The organism is Agrobacterium sp. GW821-FHT14E08, assembly GCF_058803865.1.
This window is the reverse complement of sequence record NZ_JBXAPJ010000007.1, coordinates 21,143-41,296: the sequence shown is the minus strand read 5'-3', so window position 1 is coordinate 41,296 and position 20,154 is coordinate 21,143. Positions and strand designations below refer to the sequence as shown.

19 protein-coding genes are annotated in these 20,154 nt (G+C 58.9%); 12 read left to right on the top strand and 7 right to left on the bottom strand.

Annotation, left to right across the window (positions count from 1 at the left end; genetic code table 11):
* The first annotated feature begins 258 nt into the window (after nt 1-258).
* The 11 genes from AC1ROR_RS21400 to AC1ROR_RS21350 all read left to right on the top strand — a co-directional run bounded on the left by AC1ROR_RS21400 (nt 259) and on the right by AC1ROR_RS21350 (nt 12,951).
* Nucleotides 259-969 (top strand): GntR family transcriptional regulator, encoded by a 711-nt coding sequence (locus AC1ROR_RS21400; protein ID WP_035223879.1) that lies wholly within the window; start codon nt 259-261, stop codon nt 967-969.
* A gap of 30 nt (nt 970-999) precedes the next feature.
* Nucleotides 1,000-2,115, top strand: coding sequence for an ABC transporter ATP-binding protein (locus AC1ROR_RS21395; RefSeq protein ID WP_498590666.1), 1,116 nt, complete (start codon nt 1,000-1,002; stop codon nt 2,113-2,115).
* Complete coding sequence (locus AC1ROR_RS21390) at nt 2,112-3,041, top strand: ABC transporter permease (protein WP_498590665.1); 930 nt, start codon at nt 2,112-2,114, stop codon at nt 3,039-3,041. Before AC1ROR_RS21395 ends, AC1ROR_RS21390 begins: the two co-directional genes overlap by 4 nt.
* Nucleotides 3,042-3,052: 11 nt before the next feature.
* On the top strand, nt 3,053-3,934 hold the full coding sequence (locus AC1ROR_RS21385) for a carbohydrate ABC transporter permease (RefSeq protein ID WP_035223884.1): 882 nt from the start codon (nt 3,053-3,055) through the stop codon (nt 3,932-3,934).
* A 60-nt stretch (nt 3,935-3,994) separates the two neighbouring features.
* A complete protein-coding gene (locus AC1ROR_RS21380) occupies nt 3,995-5,524 on the top strand; it encodes an extracellular solute-binding protein (protein ID WP_035223886.1) in 1,530 nt (509 codons plus the stop codon).
* Nucleotides 5,525-5,595: 71 nt separating this feature from the next.
* Nucleotides 5,596-7,926 carry an alginate lyase gene (locus AC1ROR_RS21375; protein ID WP_498590664.1) on the top strand — a complete coding sequence of 777 codons (2,331 nt, stop codon included), beginning with the start codon at nt 5,596-5,598 and terminating at the stop codon, nt 7,924-7,926.
* An 18-nt stretch (nt 7,927-7,944) separates the two neighbouring features.
* On the top strand, nt 7,945-8,694 hold the full coding sequence (locus AC1ROR_RS21370) for an SDR family NAD(P)-dependent oxidoreductase (RefSeq protein ID WP_498590663.1): 750 nt from the start codon (nt 7,945-7,947) through the stop codon (nt 8,692-8,694).
* 15 nt (nt 8,695-8,709) lie between these two features.
* Complete coding sequence (locus AC1ROR_RS21365; RefSeq protein ID WP_498590662.1) at nt 8,710-9,879, top strand: SGNH/GDSL hydrolase family protein; 1,170 nt, start codon at nt 8,710-8,712, stop codon at nt 9,877-9,879.
* On the top strand, nt 9,876-10,910 hold the full coding sequence (locus AC1ROR_RS21360; RefSeq protein WP_498590661.1) for a hydroxyacid dehydrogenase: 1,035 nt from the start codon (nt 9,876-9,878) through the stop codon (nt 10,908-10,910). The genes AC1ROR_RS21365 and AC1ROR_RS21360 overlap by 4 nt, the downstream gene beginning before the upstream one ends.
* Nucleotides 10,907-11,704 carry a sugar phosphate isomerase/epimerase family protein gene (locus AC1ROR_RS21355; RefSeq protein WP_498590660.1) on the top strand — a complete coding sequence of 266 codons (798 nt, stop codon included), beginning with the start codon at nt 10,907-10,909 and terminating at the stop codon, nt 11,702-11,704. Before AC1ROR_RS21360 ends, AC1ROR_RS21355 begins: the two co-directional genes overlap by 4 nt.
* Nucleotides 11,704-12,951, top strand: a complete 1,248-nt coding sequence (locus AC1ROR_RS21350) for a glucarate dehydratase family protein (protein WP_498590659.1) — start codon at nt 11,704-11,706, stop codon at nt 12,949-12,951. Before AC1ROR_RS21355 ends, AC1ROR_RS21350 begins: the two co-directional genes overlap by 1 nt.
* An 87-nt stretch (nt 12,952-13,038) precedes the next feature.
* Here the strand turns inward: AC1ROR_RS21350 and AC1ROR_RS21345 are convergent, their stop codons facing one another.
* On the bottom strand, nt 13,039-13,956 hold the full coding sequence (locus AC1ROR_RS21345) for an NADP-dependent oxidoreductase (RefSeq protein WP_498590658.1): 918 nt from the start codon (nt 13,954-13,956) through the stop codon (nt 13,039-13,041).
* Between AC1ROR_RS21345 and AC1ROR_RS21340 the strand changes: the two genes are divergently transcribed.
* A complete protein-coding gene (locus tag AC1ROR_RS21340; protein WP_498590657.1) occupies nt 13,940-14,827 on the top strand; it encodes an AraC family transcriptional regulator in 888 nt (295 codons plus the stop codon). The genes AC1ROR_RS21345 and AC1ROR_RS21340 overlap by 17 nt on opposite strands.
* Before the next feature lie 54 nt (nt 14,828-14,881).
* Here the strand turns inward: AC1ROR_RS21340 and AC1ROR_RS21335 are convergent, their stop codons facing one another.
* The 6 genes from AC1ROR_RS21335 to AC1ROR_RS21310 all read right to left on the bottom strand — a co-directional run bounded on the left by AC1ROR_RS21335 (nt 14,882) and on the right by AC1ROR_RS21310 (nt 20,062).
* A complete protein-coding gene (locus AC1ROR_RS21335; protein ID WP_498590656.1) occupies nt 14,882-15,364 on the bottom strand; it encodes a GAF domain-containing protein in 483 nt (160 codons plus the stop codon).
* A 40-nt stretch (nt 15,365-15,404) separates the two neighbouring features.
* Nucleotides 15,405-16,106 carry a peptide-methionine (S)-S-oxide reductase MsrA gene (gene msrA / locus AC1ROR_RS21330; protein ID WP_498590790.1) on the bottom strand — a complete coding sequence of 234 codons (702 nt, stop codon included), beginning with the start codon at nt 16,104-16,106 and terminating at the stop codon, nt 15,405-15,407.
* A gap of 21 nt (nt 16,107-16,127) precedes the next feature.
* A complete protein-coding gene (locus AC1ROR_RS21325) occupies nt 16,128-17,990 on the bottom strand; it encodes a cytochrome c biogenesis protein DipZ (protein WP_498590655.1) in 1,863 nt (620 codons plus the stop codon).
* Nucleotides 17,991-18,008: 18 nt separating this feature from the next.
* A complete protein-coding gene (msrB, locus tag AC1ROR_RS21320) occupies nt 18,009-18,494 on the bottom strand; it encodes a peptide-methionine (R)-S-oxide reductase MsrB (RefSeq protein WP_498590654.1) in 486 nt (161 codons plus the stop codon).
* A 338-nt stretch (nt 18,495-18,832) separates the two neighbouring features.
* On the bottom strand, nt 18,833-19,042 hold the full coding sequence (locus AC1ROR_RS21315; protein ID WP_035223899.1) for a TOBE domain-containing protein: 210 nt from the start codon (nt 19,040-19,042) through the stop codon (nt 18,833-18,835).
* A 168-nt stretch (nt 19,043-19,210) separates the two neighbouring features.
* Nucleotides 19,211-20,062: a LysR family transcriptional regulator gene (locus tag AC1ROR_RS21310; protein ID WP_498590653.1), complete on the bottom strand. Its 852-nt coding sequence runs from the start codon at nt 20,060-20,062 to the stop codon at nt 19,211-19,213.
* Nucleotides 20,063-20,154 lie beyond the last annotated feature (92 nt).

Genomic DNA, 20,154 nt, shown 5'->3' with positions numbered 1-20,154 from the left:
AAATCGTGCTGCAAACGTTTGGCGTTAAAAGCAAACTTCTGTCTCGAGGCATCACGGTAAGCTTGGATCCCTTCAGCCAAGTTGATCTCCTAACCCACCAAGCTGATCAACGCGGCTTGACTCACCAAAACACAACAGATATGTCATAACCACATCTGATATCTCAGTTTGGTAATTGATATGTCTAACCCGGTCGAATTTCCATCGCTGCCATTGTCCGAACTCGTCACCCCGCAAGATCTGCCGGCTGACGGGAACATGACCAATCGGATTCATGCCCTGCTTCGCAAACTGATTGTCGAGGTAAAGCTTCTTCCCGGACGGGCGCTGTCTGAGAAGGAGATCGCTGCGCTGCTTCACGTCAGCAAGACGCCCGTGCGCGAGGCGATCATCCGTCTCTCCGAGGAAGGTTTCGTGACTGTCGTGCCGCAGGGCGGCACCTATATCTCGCCGATTGACGTTCAGCGTTACATGGAAGCCTGCTTCATCCGGTTCAAGCTGGAAGAGGGCGCTGTCATAGAGGCGACCAAGCGGCATTCGCTTGAAGATATCGCCCGTCTGAAAACCTGCATTTCCCAGCAGCGCACGGCAGCCGAAGACGAGGAATTCACGGACTTCTTCCTGCTGGACGAAGAGTTTCACCGCACGATCTTCGCAGCAGCCCGCCTTCCCGGCGCCTGGAGCGTCGTCAATCAGGCGAAAGGTGAAATGGACCGCATGCGCCACCTGAAGCGCGTCTTTGCAGTTCGCCGCACCGAAAAGGTGATCGGGGAGCACGAGGCAATCGTAAGCGCCATCGAGTCGGGCGATGTCGAGGCCGCACGCGAAGCCGTCCAGCGCCATCTCGGATCACTCGAAACCAAGATCGCAGAACTCTCCAGAAACCCGAAGATCTGGACCTTCATCGAACAGGTCAACACGCGCGTCACGAGGAAGCGCGCTTCACGGGGGTCGAAGACGCCTGACTGAACATTCAAGGCTTTTGAGGAGGGGCCTTTCATGTCTGCAGTTCAAATCAACGATGTCGTCAAGCGCTACGGCGCTCTCGAAGTCGTCCACGGTATCAATCTTTCCATACAGCCGCAGGAATTCGTTGTCCTCGTTGGTCCCTCGGGATGCGGAAAATCCACCACGCTGCGCATGCTTGCAGGGCTGGAAGACATCTCGGACGGCACCGTTTCGATGGACGGCCGGGTGGTCAACAAGATCGCCCCGAAAGACCGCGATGTCGCCATGGTGTTCCAGAACTACGCGCTTTACCCGCATCTGAGCGTCGCCGATAACATCGCATTCGGCCTGCGTGTCCGGGGCGAGAAACGAGCCGCCATCGACAAGGCCGTTGCGGAAGCCGCCCAGATACTGGGGCTCACCGAATATCTGGCCCGCAAGCCGGCCGATCTTTCCGGCGGCCAGCGTCAGCGCGTCGCCATGGGTCGCGCCATCGTGCGCAGGCCGAAAATCTTCCTTTTCGACGAGCCGCTCTCGAACCTCGACGCCAAGCTGCGCACCCACATGCGCGCCGAAATAAAGCTGCTGCACAAGCGGATGCAGGCCACCAGCATCTATGTCACCCATGACCAGGTCGAGGCGATGACGCTCGCCGACCGTATCGTCATCATGAATGGCGGCCATATCGAGCAGGTCGGCTCGCCGATGGAGGTCTTCCTCGAACCGGCAAATACGTTTGTCGCAAGCTTTATCGGCTCGCCGCCGATGAACCTTCTCGATGGGACCATCGAGAAGCGGGACGGCAACGTGAAGGTTGTGCTTGCGGGCGGTTCCGGCCAGCGCTTCAGCATTCCCGAAGCTTTCGCGAAGAACGCCACGGAAGGGCAGCCGGTCAAGCTAGGCCTGCGACCGGAAATCATGTCGGTAGAGACCGAAGAGGGTCGTGAAACATTAAATTGCAGCATCGACCTCGTGGAGCCACTGGGCGCGGAAGCGCTCCTGCATGGCACGGCCGATGGCCAGCCATTTATCGCCAAGGCCGAAACACTCTATGGCGACCATACTCTGAACGGCGTCAACCGCCTCGGTATTGATACCGCGCGCATCCACGTCTTCGATGCGGCGACCGGCAGGTCGCTGAAGGCCAGAGGTGAGGCGCTGGCATGAAACAGGGCTTTCAGGAACGCCTCCACGATCTTCAGGAAGATATGCGCCGCGACTGGCAGCTCTATCTGCTGCTGGCGCCGATGCTCATCTGGTTTGCAGTCTTCCTCTACAAGCCCATGTACGGGCTGGTCATCGCATTCCAGGACTTCTCGATTTTTCGCGGTATCGAAAAAAGTCCCTGGGTCGGTTTTGCGAATTTTATCGAACTCTTCCACAATGACATGTTCGTGCGCTCCTTCTGGAACACCATCAAGATCAGCGGCCTTGGACTGATCTTCGCCTTTCCGGTCCCCATCATTCTGGCCCTAATGTTCAACGAGGTTCAAAATGGCGTCGCACGCCGCTGGGCTCAGACGGTCGTTTACCTGCCGCACTTTATTTCGGTGGTGATCGTTGCCGGCATCGTCATCAATTTCCTGTCGCCATCGATCGGTATCGTCAATCTTCTGCTGAAAGGCCTTGGGTTTGAGCCGATCTACTTCCTGACCCAGCCGGAATGGTTTCGTCCCATTTATATCGGCTCGTCGGTCTGGAAGGAGGCAGGTTTCGAATCCATCGTCTATCTCGCCGCCATCGCCGGCGTGAGCCCGACGCTTTATGAATCCGCCCGGGTGGACGGCGCATCGCGCTGGCAGATGATGTGGCGCATCACCCTGCCCTGCATCCTGCCGACAATCGTGATCATGCTGATCATCCGCGTCGGCAATCTGGTCGAAGTCGGGTTCGAATATATCATCCTGCTCTATCGCCCATCCACCTATGAGACGGCGGACGTCGTTTCCACCTTCATCTACCGCACCGGCCTGCAGGGCACCCAGTACGACCTGGCCACGGCCGCCGGACTGTTCAACGCCGTCATCGCTTTCGTTCTCGTCTATTCGGCCAATCGCATCAGCCGAAAAGTCTCGTCGACATCGCTGTGGTGAGGAGCTGAAACATGGCAAACTTCAATCTCTATTCCCGCGGCGACAAGATTTTCGGCTGGGCAAACGCCATTCTTCTCGGCCTGTTCGTCCTGTCGACGCTCTATCCCTTCATTTACGTGCTGTCGGTCTCGCTCTCCTCGGGCGCCGCCGTCACCGCCGGCCGCGTCACGCTCTGGCCGGTCGACGTCACGCTTGCCGCCTATGACCGGGTCTTGTCCGACAGGATGTTCTGGGTCGCCTATGGCAACACCTTCATCTACACCTTCGGCGGCACGCTCATGAGCCTGCTGATCATGATCCCCGGAGCTTATGCCCTTTCGCGCAAACGCCTGCGTGGTCGCACCTTCTTTAACATCGCCATCGCATTTACGCTCTGGTTCAACGCCGGCATGATCCCCTTCTTCCTGAACATGCGCGATCTCGGGCTTCTCGACAGCCGCTTCGGCATCATTCTCGGGTTTGCCGCCAATGCGTTCAACGTCATTCTGCTGCGCAATTTTTTCGAAGCCGTGCCTAAATCCTTCGAAGAGGCCGCCAAGATGGATGGCGCCAGCGAATTGCAGCTGCTGTGGAAGGTATTCATTCCACTGTCGAAACCCGCCATCGTCACCGTTGCGCTGTTCTGCATCGTCTCGCGCTGGAACGGTTATTTCTGGGCCATGGTGCTGTTGCGCGGCGAGGAAAAGATCCCGCTTCAGGTCTATCTGAAGCGCGTCATCGTCGATCTGAACTCGAACGACGAATTCGCCTCGAGCCTGCTCACCGCCCACTATTCGTTCGAGACGGTGACGTCAGCGATCATGATCGCTTCCATCATTCCCGTCCTCATCATTTACCCCTACGCGCAGAAGTATTTCACCAAAGGAATTCTGCTGGGCGGAGTGAAAGAGTAGCAGCACAAGGGAGGAGAACCTGTGAGAGCACTACGAAAAGGCGCGCCCCTACTGGCGTTGATGACAGCCGCGACCCTGGCCTTGCCGGCATCGGCACAGGATTCAGGCAAGATCACCGAAGACCCGCTGGAACTGACGATCCATTTCCACTTCCGCGACAAATACGTCTATTCGGAAAAATGGCCGGTAGAGCAGAAGGCGGCGGAAATCACCAACATCCATGTCCGCAACGTGGCGTCGCTGGCAACCACCAGCAGCCGCGATGCCTTCAACCTTCTGATCGCCTCTGGCAACCTGCCCGATATCGTCGGCGGTGACGCCTCCGGCGGACTGAAGGAAGACTTCATTCGCTACGGGCTGGAGGGCGCGTTCATTCCGCTTGATGAGCTGATCGAGGAAAACGCCCCCAACCTCAAAGCCTTCTTCGACAGCCACAAGGAAATCCGCAACGCCATCTCCGGACCGGACGGCAAGCTTTATTTCATTCCCTATGTGCCTGATGGCAAGTTCTCGCGCGGCTGGTTTATCCGTCAGGACTGGCTCGACAAGCTTGGCCTCAAGCAGCCGGAAACGCCGGAAGAAGTCTATGAGGTTCTGAAAGCCTTCCGCGACAAGGACCCGAACGGCAACGGCCTCAAGGATGAGGTTCCCTATTTCGCCCGCGAGGAAATCGATGCCGTCCGCCTCATCAATCTGTGGGATGCGCGCGTGTCCGGATCCGAACGTTATGGTGACTTCGCCGTTTATGACGGGCAGCTGCGTCACCCCTGGGCGGAGGAAAACTACAAGACCGGGATTTCCAATGTTGCCAAGTGGTACAAGGAAGGCCTGATCGACAAGGAGATTTTCACCCGCGGCGCGCGCTCGCGCGAATATCTTCTGGGCAACAATCTCGGCGGCATGACACATGACTGGTTCGCCAGCACCTCGACCTACAATGATGCGCTGTCGCCCAAGATCGAGGGCTTTGCGCTAAAGCCGATGCTGCCGCCAAAAACGGTCTCCGGCCAGCGCTTCGAAGATTCCCGCCGCCTGCGTGTCCAGCCCGTCGGCTGGGCCATTTCGGCGACCAATGAGCACCCGGTCGAAACCATCAAATATTTCGATTTCTGGTTCTCGCAGCAGGGCCGCATCCTGTCGAATTTCGGCGTCGAGGGCCTGACCTACGAGATGGTCGACGGCAAGCCGCAATTCAAGAAGGAAATCCTCGCCAACAAGGATCCGGTGAATGCCCAGCTATGGGCCGTCGGTGCGGCGATCCCGCGCGGATACTGGATGGACTACGAATATGAGCGCCAGTGGACGAACAAGATCGCGCTCGAAGGCATCGACATGTACGAGAAGTGCAATTGCCTCAAGGACGAGTTCATGGGGGTTTCCCTGAACGCCGAGGAAAAGGCGACCTTCGACCGCTACTGGCCGAGCATCCTCACCTACATGACCGAGATGCAGCAGACCTGGATTCTCGGCGCGCAGGACGTCGATACCGGCTGGGACGCCTACAAGAAGCGCCTCACCGCACTCGGCTACGACGAGGTCATCAAGATCATGCAATCGGCCTATGACCGTCAATACAAGGCCGCGCAATAAACCCTTCGACCGTGATGGCGGCCTTGTCGCCGCCATCCTTTTCCTTCCGTTTTCATAGGAGTTAGAGCGCAATGCGTCCCTCTGCCCCGGCCATATCCAGACAGACACTTCTCGATGAACCCCGGCCGGGTTCATTGACCATTGGCTACGAGCCGAGCGAAGAAGCACCACCGACGGAGAACCCTCCGCGCTTTTCATGGCTACCCGATATCGACGACGGCGCACGTTACGTGCTGCGCATTTCTACCGATCCCGGTTTCGCCGACAAAAAAACACTCGTCTTCGAAGATCTCGCCTGGAATTTCTTCACGCCGGATGAGGCCTTGCCGGAAGGCCGTTATCACTGGTGTTATGCGCTGTGGGATGAGACCACCGCAACGCCGGAGTCCAACTGGAGCACCGTGCGCAGCTTCGAGATCGGCGCGTCGCTGCCGAAAACGCCGCTGCCCGGCAGGCAGGCGCGCCATGCCGCCGCCCATGCCAGCCATCCAAGGCTGTGGCTCAATCCCGAGCAGTTGAGCGCCTTCGCGGACGCCGTGGCAAAGGACCCCAACCATTGCGGCTGGTCCGAATTCTACGAAAAATCGGTCAAACCCTGGCTGGAGCGGCCGGTCATGCCGGAACCACAGCCCTATCCCAACAATATGCGCGTCGCGACACTCTGGCGGCAGATGTATATTGACTGCCAGGAAGTGATCTATGCGATCCGGCATCTGGCCATAGCGGGCCGTGTGCTTGGACGCGACGATCTGCTCGATGCATCCCGCAAGTGGCTGCTGGCGGTCGCCGGCTGGGATCCGAAAGGCGCGACCTCCCGGGCCTATAATGACGAGGCGGGTTTCCGTGTCGTCGTCGCACTCGCCTGGGGTTACGACTGGCTCTACGACCATCTGAGCGAAGACGAGCGAGAAACCGTGCGTTCGGTTCTGCTTGAACGGACACGCGAGGTTGCCGACCATGTCATCGCGCATGCCCGCATCCACGTGTTTCCCTATGACAGCCATGCGGTTCGCTCGCTTTCGGCAGTCCTGACACCGGCCTGCATCGCGTTGCGGGGCGAAAGCGACGAGGCAGGCGAATGGCTCGATTATACCGTTGAATTCCTCGCCACCCTCTATTCCCCATGGGCCGGAACCGATGGTGGCTGGGCGGAAGGTCCGCACTACTGGATGACCGGCATGGCCTATCTCATCGAGGCTGCCAATCTGATCCGTTCCTATATGGGTTACGATCTCTATCAGCGGCCGTTTTTCCAGAATACCGGGCGCTTCCCGCTTTATACCAAGGCGCCGGGAACCCGTCGCGCCAATTTCGGCGACGACTCCACGCTCGGCGACCTTCCCGGCCTGAAGCTCGGCTACAACGTCCGCCAATTTGCCGGCGTTACCGGCAACGGCCACTATCAATGGTATTTCGATCACATCAAGACCGATGCGACGGGCACGGAAATGGCCTTTTACAATTACGGCTGGTGGGATCTGAACTTCGACGATCTCGTCTATCGCCACGACTACCAACAGGTGGAAGCCGTTTCACCGGCCGATTTACCCGCACTCGCGGTTTTCGACGATATCGGTTGGGCGACCATCCAGAAGCACATGGAAGACCCGGACCGGCATCTGCAATTTGTCTTCAAATCCAGCCCCTATGGTTCACTGAGCCACAGCCATGGCGACCAGAATGCCTTTGTCCTCTATGCCCATGGCGAGGATCTGGCGATCCAGTCCGGCTATTACGTAGCGTTCAATTCGCAGATGCATCTGAACTGGCGTCGCCAGACACGGTCGAAAAACGCCGTGCTGATCGGCGGCAAGGGACAATATGCCGAAAAGGACAAGGCGCTTGCCCGCCGCGCCGCCGGCCGCATCGTTTCGGTCGAGGAAAAGCCCGGCCATGTTCGCATCGTCGGCGATGCAACCGCCGCCTACCAGGTTGCGAACCCGCTGGTTCAAAAGGTGCTGCGCGAAATCCACTTCGTCAACGACAGCTATTTCGTGATTGTCGATGAGGTCGAATGTTCAGAGCCACAGGAACTGCAATGGCTTTGCCACACGATTGGAGCACCGCAGACCGGCAGGTCGAGCTTCCGCTACAATGGTCAGAAAGCGGGCTTTTACGGACAGTTCGTCTATTCGTCAGCCGGCACGCCACAGATCAGCGCCGTCGAGGGCTTCCCCGACATCGATCCGAAAGAGTTCGAGGGACTCGACATTCACCACCATGTCTGCGCCACGGTTCCAGCCGCCACCCGGCATCGCCTTGTCACCCTTCTCGTGCCTTACAGCCTGAAGGAGCCGAAGCGCATCTTCAGCTTCATCGACGACCAGGGATTTTCGACCGACATCTATTTCAGCGATGTCGATGACGAGCGTTTCAAGCTCTCCCTTCCCAAGCAATTCTAACCATACGAGGTTCTTCAAATGCAGCGTTTTACCAACAGGACCGTTGTTGTCGCCGGCGCCGGCCGGGATATCGGCCGGGCATGCGCCATTCGTTTTGCAAAGGAAGGCGCCAATGTCGTTCTTACCTATAATGGTGCGGCCGAGGGTGCGGCCACGGCCGTTGCCGAAATCGAAAAACTTGGCGGTTCGGCTCTGGCAATCAAGGCCGACCTGACAAATGCAAGCGAAGTCGAGGCCGCGATTTCTGCTGCCTCGGACAAATTCGGCGAGATCCATGGCCTCGTCCATGTTGCCGGTGGCCTTATCGCCCGCAAGACAATTGCGGATATGGATGAAGCCTTCTGGCATCAGGTCCTCGACGTCAATCTGACGTCGCTGTTCCTGACGGCCAAGGCCGCATTGCCAAAAATGGCAAAGGGCGGGGCGATCGTTACCTTCTCGTCGCAGGCGGGCCGTGACGGCGGCGGTCCGGGCGCGCTAGCCTATGCGACCTCCAAGGGTGCCGTGATGACGTTCACCCGTGGCCTTGCCAAGGAAGCCGGCCCGAACATTCGCGTAAACGCCGTTTGCCCGGGCATGATCTCGACCACCTTCCATGACACCTTCACCAAACCCGAGGTACGTGAAAGGGTGGCCGGCGCCACATCGCTGAAGCGGGAAGGCTCGAGCGAAGACGTTGCCGGCCTGGTGGCTTTCCTCGCATCCGACGATGCCGCCTATATCACCGGCGCCTGCTACGACATCAATGGCGGCGTCCTGTTCTCCTGATATCCCGGTAAAACCATGTCCGTATCGTTACCAAGGGCGAGCCGGATTGCCATTCTCGGCACCTCGCTCGTCCAGCAGAACCATATCGGCGACGCCAGCTCGCTTGCCACATCGGCACGCGGCTGGATGAGCTGGGCCGAGGTCCTGTCGCATGGCAGGCTTTGCTGCCCCGTTCACCACGATCCATCCGTGCCGCCCGGCTGGGAGCCGAGCAACCGGCGGGGTGTCAGCCGGTTCTTTTCCGGCCTCAATTTCGGGGTGTCCGGCCAGAAAGCGATCGAGATTGAACGGCGGCTGCCGCGACTGCTGCAATCGGATTTCGATCTGATCATTGTCGATGCCGGCACCAATGACATGATGGTGGAAACACGCCAGACGATTGCCGATACGCGGGCGCGGATCGTCTCGGCTCTGCTCGACGCGGGCAAGGTGGTCATCCTGCTTCCGATCCTCGCACGGGGCATTGGGAAATGGCCGGCCGGCGGTGCGGAACGGGCAAAGGCGCACTGGATCAACCGGCAGAGCATCGAATTTGCTGCCAGCCACGCCAATTGCCATGTCTTCGACTGGAATTCGGCGTGGGTTGACCCCGAAAGTGAATTTGGCGAGCCCTATCGCGGCTATTCCGATGACGGCACCCATTTTGCCGTTTCCGGCGCCTTTGCCGTCGGAAAGCGGCTTGCGACCTATCTCGAAACGATCGTGCCGCGCGCGCCGGCCCGCATCCTGTCAAAAGACGACCGTTTCGACCCGGTAAACAACCCGACAGGCAATCTGGCATCGGATTTTTCGGCCCTGACAGTCACGGAAACGAGTGAACAAAGCCATAGCCTCGGCGGGCAGCTTGTCCATCCGGGCACAGGCTTCTGGGTGGAGGCGATATGCGATGTAGAGGTGCCGGCGCATGGGGACGTGCTCGGAATATCGCTCCGGCTGAAAGATGCTGCAACCGAAGGGCAGGAAGCAGTCGCACTTGCGCCTTTCCGCGCGGAAGAGGGTTCGCTTTTCCCTTTCCCGCCCGCCCAATGGAGCGGAGCGCTCAGAACTCCTCCGTTGAAACTCAGGCCAGGTGAAGCGCCTCCGGAGCTTTTTCTCGATGTCATCCTGCGGCCCGGTTCCCGACCGATCGAAATCGAGGTTGACCGCATCGATATTCGTCCTGTTTCAAGTCCGGTGCGCGCATGAGACAATTTCAGAAGAAACCACGGCTTTTAATCGCCATGCGCAGGGAACTACCGGAAGGTTTCTTCGGTGCGCGCGAATGGGCACGGTTGAATGCGGTGACGGATATCATCCCCGGTTTCCCCTATACGGATTTCGACACGGCAGCGGGGGCCGAGGCGCTGGCCGAAGCGGATATCCTGCTGGCTGCCTGGGGTACACCTTCCTTGACACGCGAGCGCCTCGCCCGTGCGCCAAAGTTAAAAATGATTGCCTATGCCGCATCCTCGGTGCGCACGGTTGCACCCACCGAATTCTGGGAAACATCCGATATTCTCATCACCACGGCGGCATCCGCCATGGCTGTTCCGGTTGCCGAATTTACCTATGCGGCCATCATCATGTGCGGCAAGGATGTGTTTCGTCTGCGCGACGAACACAGGGCCGAGCGCGGCACCGGTGGGTTTGGCAGCAGGCGTGGCATGAGCCTGCCCTATCTCGGCAATCATGCCCGCAGGATCGGCATTGTCGGCGCTTCACGAATTGGTCGGCTGGTCATGGAGATGCTGGCGCGCAGCAAATTCGAAATCGCCGTTTACGACCCTTTTCTTTCGGTGGATGAGGCGGCGGCACTTGGCGCGACGAAAATGGAGCTCAACGCGCTTCTCGCCTGGTCCGACGTCGTTTCCCTGCATGCACCGATCCTGCCTGAAACCCGCCATATGATTGGCGCCCGCGAGCTGGCGCTGATGGCGGATCATGCCATTTTCATCAATACGGCGCGGGGCTGGCTGGTCGATCATGACGCATTGCTGACAGAGGCGGTTTCGGGGCGGTTGCGCATTCTCATCGATACACCGGAACCGGAACCATTGCCCACGGACAGCCCGTTTTACGATTTGCCCAATGTCGTCCTGACGCCGCATATCGCCGGGTCACTGGGAAATGAATTGCGGGCGCTTTCCGATCTCGCCATCACCGAGATCGAGCGTTTCATCGCGGGGCTTGCCCCGCTTCATCCAGTTCACAAGCGGGATATGGAGCGTATGGCATGACCATTTTCCAGCATTGCTTTTCGACCCTCGGCTGCTCCGAGCTCAGCCTTCATGAGACGGCCGATCTGGCGCAACGGCACGGTATTGTGACCGTGGAATTGCGCGCATTATCCGGTACGGTCGAGCTGATCCCGGCCCTCGCCTCCGAGTTTGGCACACCTGCGGCGTTTGCAGCATTTCTGGCCGAACGCGATCTGAAGATTGCCGCTCTCAACACCTCCATTCGGCTCTTCGGAAGTACCGATCTCGCCGCCATCGAGCCTTTCATTGGCTGGGCAGAAGCTGCTGACATTTCCCATTTGCGCATCTTCGACGGTGGCAAACGGTTGACACCGGACGAGATAAACCGCGCAGCAGCGCTGTTGGAGGACTGGCGTGCTCTACGGCAGTCCCGCGGGTTGAATGTCGATCTGATGATCGAGACCCACGATGCGCTGGCGGATTTCGATCAGCTTCTCACCTTCATCGAACGCGTGCCGACAGCACGGATTTTATGGGACACCCACCACACCTGGGCCAAAGGCAGCGATCTTAAGACCCTTTGGCACCATATCGCGAAAAACATCGTCCATCTGCACGTCAAGGACAGCAAGACGGATAGCGATGGTCGGCGACGCTATGTTTTGCCCGGCCAGGGTGATTTTCCCATGGCGGAACTGCTTTCGATTTTACAGTCGAGCGAACGATACATCCCCCTCAGTCTGGAATGGGAACGCCACTGGCATCCCGAACTGCCACCGCTGGACGATGCGCTGAGAGCTGCGCGCAGCTGGTGGCGACAAGGAGCTTTTTGATGCGCATAGCCGAAATTCACCTCACGCCGGTCGCCATTCCTGACAGGCCGCTGCTGAACTGCAAGGGCGTACATCAGCCCCATGCATTGCGTACCGTCATCGAGGTTATATGCGACGACGGCACGGTCGGCCTCGGGGAAAGCTACGGCAGCATCAAGGCGCTGGACGGGTTGCGGCGCGCGGCACCGGCGCTCATCGGGCTGGACCCGTTTCATCTTCACGCGCTGAAATCCCGCGTCATCGCCGCATTGCCGGGCAGCGGCGGCATCAATGCCAAATCGGCGGTGGCTGATCACAAGTTGACGGACGTGGTCGCCTCGGCCTTCGAAGTCCCCTGCCTCGACATTCAGGGCAAGCTTCTCGGGCGGCCGGTCTCTGACCTGCTTGGCGGCGCGGTTCGCACCAGCGTTCCCTTCAGCGCCTATCTGTTTTTCAAATTTGCGGGTCACATCGGCGAGGCCCCAGATGAATGGGGAGAGGTTCTCACACCGGACCAGATGGTTGGCGAAGCCTGCAGGATGGTCGACACATACGGTTTCCAGTCGCTGAAACTGAAAGGCGGCGTTCTGCATCCCGATCTTGAGATCGAGACGATGCTGAAGCTCCGGGAAGCCTTTCCCAATCATCCGTTGCGGATTGACCCCAACGGTGGCTGGACCGTGGAGACGGCGATTTACATTGCCCGCGAGCTCGAAAATGTTCTGGAATATCTGGAGGATCCGGTCATCGGCATGGACCAGATGGCGCAGGTGGCAGCCGCGACGTCCATCCCGCTCGCCACCAACATGATCGTTCTGGAATTCGACCAGATCGCCACGGCCTTCCGCAAAAACGCGGTCCAGATCGTGCTGTCCGATCACCATTATTGGGGAGGACTGCGCGCCTCGACCCATTTTGGAAAAGTCTGCGAGACATTGGGGCTTGGCGTTTCCATGCATTCCAATTCCCACCTTGGCATCACCCTTGCGGCAATGATCCACGTGGCCGCGGCAACGCCAAACCTGAGTTTCGACTGCGACACGCATTACCCATGGACGGGTGTCGACGTCATCGAAGGAACGCCATTCACGTTCCGGGGTGGCCGGCTGGATGTACCCGAGGGACCGGGACTTGGCGTCACGCTCGACCGGCAGAAGCTTTCCGAACTTGCCGCACTCTATGAGCAGACAGCGATGAAAGAGCGTGATGACACGGCTTACATGAAGCTCTTCGATCCAGCCTATGAAAGACGCGTGCCGCGCTGGTAACCAGAACCCGATCACAATGTTTCGGACCAGGAAAAGGCTCCGGCGTGAGCCGGAGCCTCCATCCATGCGGATGCGAAACCGCTGTCCCTAGCTGTTGATCTGCAGAACGATCTTGCCGCGGGTGCGCCCGCTTTCGGACAGTTCCAGCGCTTGCCCTATGCTCGCAAGCGGCAGGACGGTTGCCACATGGGGCCGTACCTTCTCCTGCTCGACCAGTTTGCGGATGGATGCGAGCTGTTCCGCATCGGGCTTGCACTGCACACGCGCGACGCCGATGCCATGGCGCTTGTCCTCTTCGCTGGGGAAAGCCACCGCCGTTACCAGAAAACCGCCCTGTTTGAGAGTGGCGAACGCCCGCTTGAACGTGTCGCTTCCAACCGTGTCGAAGACGACATCCATATCGTGAGCGACCAGCTCGAAGGGCTGCTTCGTATAGTCGATAAACTCGTCCGCGCCGAGGCTTTGGACGTATCCCTCGTTCCGACCGGACGCCATTGCGGTGACATGCGCCCCTCTCGCCCTGGCAAGCTGCACAGCCAGAGAACCGACGCCGCCCGCGCTGTTGGTGACGAGCAGGCGCTGGCCATTTGAAAGGCCGGCCACATCGAACAGTGCCTGCCACGCGGTCAAGGCGCCGAGCGGCACCGCAGCCGTCTCGATGAACTCCAGGTTGGAAGGTTTGCCTGCGATATCCGTCACTTTGGCGACCGCATATTCCGAGAACCCGCCGGCCTTGATGATGCCGTAAACACCGTCGCCCAGTTTGAATTCGCCGACGCCCGGTCCAAGCTTTTCAACAATGCCGGCGATCTCGCCACCAAGATGGATCGGCAGGGTCATGCCCATCCGCTGGCCGGCGCCGCTGCGGATCTTCCAGTCGATGGGGTTCACGCCCGCCGCATGCACCTTTACCAAAACCTCGCCGGGACCCGGCTCCGGACGTTCAACATCGGCAACTGTAAGCACGGCGTTGTCGCCATATTCGTTGATGACCACTGATTTCATATCTTCACTCACCTTTGTTCCGGCTTCGATGAGTCCTCGACCATCGACATCTTCCATGCTAGCCAAACACCTTATCGATGTGCCGCCAATCGACATCGCTGAGAGGCCAATCATGCCCGGACGTCCGTTTATGTTCCAAAGAGGCTTCAAGCCGCGCGGCGGCGGCTTGCCAATCCATGCCCATGACGAGGCGCAACTGACCTTTGCGGCATCCGGCATGGTGCAGGTCCATACCGAAGAGGGCCGGTGGTTGGTGCCCTCCCAGCTCGCAGTCTGGATTCCGGCCCGCGTTGCCCATCGCGTCGATGTCCTGACGGATGCGGAATTATGGATGGTTCATTGGGAGCCATCGGCAGCGCGAGCATGGGCGCCGCCGATGCCGCTTGAGCGTACATTTGCCCTGCATGTTACCCCGCTCATGCAATCCCTGCTCGAGGCGGCTTTCGTTGCCGAGATCGAGGAGGAGAAGGCCGAACTCATTGCAAGGCTCATGCTACACGAACTGACATCCACCGCCCATGCCCCCACATTCCTGCCGCTGCCAACGAGCACGATCGGAATACGTGTCGCCAATATGGCTCTCGACGACCATAAAAACAGATTGAACATTGAGGAACTGGCCTCGAGAGCCGCGACATCGGTCCGAACCCTGAGCAGGCTTTTTCCTTTAGAGACAAGCCTGACATTTAAGGCCTGGCGGCAACGGGCTCGTATCGTGCAGGCCATGGATCACCTCGCCAGAGGAAACCCTATCGCCAGGGTGGCGGCCGAATTCGGCTTTTCCAGTACCGCCTCGTTCTCACATGCCTTTCGGCAGGTCACGAACATGACGCCGACCAGCTTTCTTGGCATGGAAGACCAGTTGGCCTGAAGGACGGATCGTTTCAGAACCGCCCCTCTGCAAGCCGCGGCCTCTCCTTGCAGCCTAAAATGAACCTGCGAAGATTTTCGCCAGCCTTTCGATACCCGCCTGATCGTCAGCATCGAAACGTGACGGCAAAGGGCTATCGAGATCGATGACACCGATCGTCGCACCGTCCCGAAAAATCGGGACGACCAGTTCCGAGCGCGAGGCTGCGTCACAGGCGATGTGGCCAGGGAAAGCGTGGACATCCTCAACAAGGATCGACGACTTCCGCTCAACGGCGCTGCCGCAAACGCCGCGGCCAACGGGGATGCGAACACAGGCAGGTTTTCCCTGGAAGGGCCCAAGAACCAGCTGCTCGCCCTTCAAGAGGTAAACACCCGCCCAATTGAGGTCTGGCATCATCTGATAGATCAGCGCCGACATGTTGGCGCCATTGGCGATCATGTCCGCCTCTCCGTCAAACAAGGCCTGCAATTGCTGGGCGAGCGCGCGGTAAAACTCGGTCTTGTCGGCAGTGTCGATAGAGACCGCTTCAAACATGTCCGGCACCTTCCTTAATCGTCTGGGTTGACGGCTGATATCAAATACCGTTCTCGGCGACCAGCACGGGCTTCTCGCGAAAATCCCTTGCAAACAGCTTGCGCAGGTTTTCGAGCTTCGGAAGGTCGTTATAGACGATGTAGGGATAGGTCGGATTGTTCGTCAGGAAATCCTGATGGTAGGCTTCGGCGGGATAAAAAGCATGGCCCGGCTCGATTGTCGTCACGATCGCCGCGTCGTAAAGACGTGCCTTGTTGAGCTGGGCAATATAGGCTTTCGCCACACGGCCCTGATCCTCATTTGCTGGAAAGATGGCGGAACGATACTGCGTGCCGATATCCGGCCCCTGGCGGTTAAGCTCGGTCGGATCGTGGGCGACTGAAAAATAGATCTGCAGCAGATGACCATAGGTCACCTGCTTCGAATCATAGGTCACCTTCACGGCCTCCGCATGGCCGGTCTTGCCACTGCCAACCGCTTCATAATTCGCCGTCTGCCTTGCGCCGCCCGCATAACCGGAGACTGCGTTTTTGACGCCGCTCACATGCTGGAAGACACCCTGCACGCCCCAGAAACAACCGCCCGCAAAAACCGCCGTTTCGGTGGCTGCGGTGCCTGGGGAAACATCAGCCGCAGGCGCGGGAAGCGCTATGCCTTCCTGCGCCGAGGCTACACTCAGACTTGCCAACATTATCGCGGATCCGACGGCCAGCGTTGCCGTTACCGCTTTCCACGCAAACATGCGTCTCATGACCTTTTCCTTTCAACCGAAGGTGAATGCATAGGCTTCGGGACCAGCGTCCAGAAAGCGGATTTCGAATGTGTGATCTTCTACCGGTCCACTCTGGCGGACGAGTTGATAAAGGCGCTGTTCGGTAATGGTGCCGTTTCCATCGGGATCGACATCCATGCCATGGTCTTCACGCGGCGGCTTGCCATCAATCGTAACCTGGAAGCGCACCGGCTTGCCATCTGCACCTGGACCAAGGACCAGATGCAGGTCCCGGGCCCGGAACCGATAATAAATGCCGCCGCCGCTGTCATTCAATGCCGCATGTTCAGCGCCAACCGTCCAGTTGCCGGTTAGACCCCATTCGTTGCGCCGGGGCTTTTCCTCGACATAGGCGTGGGCCTGATCGTTGACGATCCCGCCGGCACTGATGAAGTTCTGCGCCCGTTCGTAACCGACATAGGTTTCCGGCGATTGCACGTCGGCCGTGTCGGAGGCCGCCTGCGTGCCACTTGCGGTGACCGCGACGATATCCGTCTTTCCCGCTTCCGCAAGAAGCTGCTGGATGACACGCTCCGACCGGTCGTATTCGCCCTCACCGAAATGATGGTAGCGGACCTGTCCCTTTGCGTCGATGAAGTGATGCGCCGGCCAATATTGATTACTGAATGCCCGCCAGATCGCATAGTCATTATCGACGGCGACGGGGTAAACAATACCGAGATCAGCAATCGCCTTTTTGACATTGTCGATGCGTTTTTCAAAAGCGAATTCCGGTGCGTGCACGCCGATCACGACAAGTCCCTGATCCCTGTATTTTTCGGCCCAGGCGCGGACATAGGGGATAGACCGCAGGCAGTTGATGCAGGAATAGGTCCAGAAGTCGACGAGCACGACCTTGCCCTTCAGCTGCTCCATGCTCAGGGGTTGCGAATTGAGCCATTCAACCGCGCCTGCGAGCGACGGAGCGGTGCCTTCGACCGGAAGCTGTTCTGCGGTGGACGCCGATGGCTTGCCCTGCATCATCATCGCGCTCAAGCCACTCATCGCGGCCGGATTGGCAGACATCATCGCGGGATTGCCCTGCATCGCGCCATTCTGCACGGCATCCTTCTGCATCACGGTCGAGGGCTTCATCGCGCCGCCTCCAGCGATATCCTGATCCGGCTTGCCGCCCAATCCATCGATCAGCTTCTGTTCGAGCGCTGAGGTGCTGGCAAGCGACGCCTGTGTCAGGAAGCCGGTATCGAGGCCGAGGCCGATTGCGGCGACCGCGACAAGCACGGCGACACCCAGGCCGCGCCTTATCCATTCCCCTGCCCCGATGGAACGTTTCATGGCCTGAAAAACCCGGCCGCCGATCAGAAGGGCAAGCATCAAAGACGTCGCCGCGCCAAGCGCATAGGCAAGCAGCAGAAGCGAGGTTCCGACATTGGCTCCCTGCAGTGCTGCTCCAGTCAGAATGAGGCCGAGAACCGGTCCCGCGCACGGGGCCCACAGGAGGCCGGTGGCGACGCCGAGCATCAACGATCCGGCGACAGCCGAACCACGGCCTGTTTCCCGGTCGGCTGATTGCGAAAGTCTCGCGCCCAGCGCCACCAGCGGCCGGGTCAGACGCTCCGACAATGACGGGAAAAGCAGGAACAGGCCAAAGACTGCCAGCAGCGTGATGGCCGCCACCCGCCCATATTCATTGGCTTCGACCGCCCAGCCGCCCCCGACCGCCGCGAGTGTCGCCACGCCGGCGAAGGTTGCCGCCATGCCGACCAGCATGGGAAGGATGCTGGTCACGAAAGGTCGACCGGCACGTGCAAAAACAAACGGCAAAACCGGCAGGATGCAGGGACTGACGATCGTCAGCACGCCGCCTATATAGGCGAGAAGAAACAGCAACATCGCAATATTCCCTATCGGTCAGGCCGACGTCGGATGGAAGTTCAGCGCCACGCCGTTCAGGCAATAGCGAATACCGGTTGGCTTGGGACCATCATCGAAAACATGGCCCAGATGACCGCCACAACGGGCGCAATGGACCTCCGTTCGCACCATTCCAAGAGAGGTGTCCTGTGTGGTGCCGACCGCGTTTTCCAGAGGGGCCCAGAAGCTCGGCCACCCGGTTCCACTTTCGAACTTGGTGGTGGAAGAAAACGCCTCCTGATCGCAACCGGCGCAGGCGAAATTGCCCCGGCGTTTTTCATGCAGCAATGGGCTGGATCCCGGATATTCCGTGCCCTCTTTCCGCAAAACCTCATATTGATCCGGGGTCAGGCGTTTGCGCCATTCCTCATCGGTCAGGGTGATGGGGAAAGAACCCGTCGCGGCAAACGCTCGTCCGCCACCAAGCTGAAGCGCAATCGCCGCGAATGCCGCCCCTTTGAGAAGCTCTCGTCTGTTCACCATTGCTCGATCCTCCCGTTGAACCAATTCTTTCAATATTTACGAGGGCGAGGCCGAGGAAGTTACAGCCCACGGAGCACATATTCGTGATCGGGACGCAAACGCCATTTCAAGGTGCACGCGGCCATTCCGTTTCGGCCTGAAGGTCTGGCAGTCCCTAAAATTCGACGCGGCAGCGCTGATAAGTCACCCCGGTATTGATGATCATCGATATGTTTATGAGAATATATCGGTAGTCGCTTAAGTGCCCATCGGCAAGGACTTAACTTGCGAGCGCTCTCCGCTCACCCAATATACAGATAAGCGGACAGCGCTTTTTTGTCAGAAGCCCGAGGGGCGGATCAGTCCACCGCGACCATGACGTCCGATGCCTTGACGACAGCATAGGCGTCCCCGCCGACCTTCAGTCCAAGTTCATCGACGGCATCATTGGTGATGGATGAGGTGACGACAATACCGCCACCGATATCGATACGCACATGCGCAGTTGTCGCCCCTTTGACGACATCGATGATCTTGCCCTTGAGGCGATTGCGCGCACTGATCTTCATCGTCAACTCCTTCTACCCATGTCGATATAATCAGCCGAGTCTAAGATGCTCTGCGGCGGCTGCCAAGAATTTACGGGGTCAATGACTAAAAGAATTTACGAGGCAGTTGAACCAAAGGTACTTCGGCACCGGCTCTCCAAAACCCGGAAAAGGCAAATACCCGCCTCGTCAGGATGATCGAAATGCACGGGTGATACGTGCGAGCGCGGAGTTCGCACGATCGCCGGTCACTGTGGAAATCATCACGACATCCAGTTTTGGAAGCGCCGGCAGAAAGCGGCTCCTCACCTCCCGCACACCCGCGGGAGCGGCACTTCGCGCCAGGAGCGCGATGCCGATGCCGGCTTCCGCCGCTGCTCCCACCGCCGTTGCCCCGGTTCCCACAAAAGCCTCGCGCCAGGCAATATCCACGCTATCCAGCGCCCGAAGAGCCATGGTTCGTAAATTGCAGGGCTCCGGTTGAAGAACCAGCGGCACCGGGGCGCTTGCAGGAAGATCAAAATCCGGGCTGGAGTACCAGCCAAAGCTTTCCTGAAACAGAGGCTCACCATCTCGCCGGATATCGTCATGCCGCAACACGACGATCGCATCGAGCTCTCCGGCATCGTAGAGTTCAAGCAGGGTCCTTGTGCCGGCTGTACGAAGATGGAGCGTGACGGTAGTCTCGAGTTCACTGATCACCCGGAGTATTCGAGGCAGGTCGGCTCCGATCAGATGATGCGTAACGCCGATCGCCAGACGTGTCGGCTCCTGCTCAAAGACATCACTCGCACGACGGCCGGCGGCGACATAGGCGCGGGCCGGCTCCAGGAAGCGTTCCCCTGCCGCCGTCAACCGCACCCGGCGCGGTGTCCGTTCGACCAGGCGATGCCCCAACATTTCTTCAAGCCGACGCAGGCGCAGGGATATGGCGGCCTGCGACGTATTCATCACGCCCGCAACCCGGGTGAACGACTGCAATTCGGCAACAAGAAGAAAAGCCTCGACGGCCATGGGATCCAATGAACGCATGGCTTGCATAACAAGCTGTTATCATTGAAATGTGCAAGTCCTTAATTCTGTCGGCTCCTCGGGAAGGCTATTGCACGAAAACTCTTGATAGGAGCTTTTCC

Bases quoted from the DNA above. Each gene is read 5' to 3' on its own strand.
- AC1ROR_RS21325 (WP_498590655.1), bottom strand. From the start codon at position 17,990: ATGTTGCTGTTTCTTCTCGCCTATATAGGCGGCGTGCTGACGATCGTC.
- AC1ROR_RS21345 (WP_498590658.1), bottom strand. From the start codon at position 13,956: ATGAAATCAGTGGTCATCAACGAATATGGCGACAACGCCGTGCTTACA.
- AC1ROR_RS21375 (WP_498590664.1), top strand. From the start codon at position 5,596: ATGCGTCCCTCTGCCCCGGCCATATCCAGACAGACACTTCTCGATGAA.
- msrB (WP_498590654.1), bottom strand. From the start codon at position 18,494: ATGGTGAACAGACGAGAGCTTCTCAAAGGGGCGGCATTCGCGGCGATT.
- AC1ROR_RS21380 (WP_035223886.1), top strand. From the start codon at position 3,995: ATGACAGCCGCGACCCTGGCCTTGCCGGCATCGGCACAGGATTCAGGC.
- AC1ROR_RS21335 (WP_498590656.1), bottom strand. From the start codon at position 15,364: ATGTTTGAAGCGGTCTCTATCGACACTGCCGACAAGACCGAGTTTTAC.
- AC1ROR_RS21310 (WP_498590653.1), bottom strand. From the start codon at position 20,062: ATGCAAGCCATGCGTTCATTGGATCCCATGGCCGTCGAGGCTTTTCTT.
- AC1ROR_RS21360 (WP_498590661.1), top strand. From the start codon at position 9,876: ATGAGACAATTTCAGAAGAAACCACGGCTTTTAATCGCCATGCGCAGG.
- msrA (WP_498590790.1), bottom strand. From the start codon at position 16,106: ATGTTTGCGTGGAAAGCGGTAACGGCAACGCTGGCCGTCGGATCCGCG.
- AC1ROR_RS21340 (WP_498590657.1), top strand. From the start codon at position 13,940: ATGACCACTGATTTCATATCTTCACTCACCTTTGTTCCGGCTTCGATG.
- AC1ROR_RS21355 (WP_498590660.1), top strand. From the start codon at position 10,907: ATGACCATTTTCCAGCATTGCTTTTCGACCCTCGGCTGCTCCGAGCTC.
- AC1ROR_RS21385 (WP_035223884.1), top strand. From the start codon at position 3,053: ATGGCAAACTTCAATCTCTATTCCCGCGGCGACAAGATTTTCGGCTGG.
- AC1ROR_RS21365 (WP_498590662.1), top strand. From the start codon at position 8,710: ATGTCCGTATCGTTACCAAGGGCGAGCCGGATTGCCATTCTCGGCACC.
- AC1ROR_RS21350 (WP_498590659.1), top strand. From the start codon at position 11,704: ATGCGCATAGCCGAAATTCACCTCACGCCGGTCGCCATTCCTGACAGG.
- AC1ROR_RS21395 (WP_498590666.1), top strand. From the start codon at position 1,000: ATGTCTGCAGTTCAAATCAACGATGTCGTCAAGCGCTACGGCGCTCTC.
- AC1ROR_RS21370 (WP_498590663.1), top strand. From the start codon at position 7,945: ATGCAGCGTTTTACCAACAGGACCGTTGTTGTCGCCGGCGCCGGCCGG.
- AC1ROR_RS21390 (WP_498590665.1), top strand. From the start codon at position 2,112: ATGAAACAGGGCTTTCAGGAACGCCTCCACGATCTTCAGGAAGATATG.
- AC1ROR_RS21400 (WP_035223879.1), top strand. From the start codon at position 259: ATGACCAATCGGATTCATGCCCTGCTTCGCAAACTGATTGTCGAGGTA.
- AC1ROR_RS21315 (WP_035223899.1), bottom strand. From the start codon at position 19,042: ATGAAGATCAGTGCGCGCAATCGCCTCAAGGGCAAGATCATCGATGTC.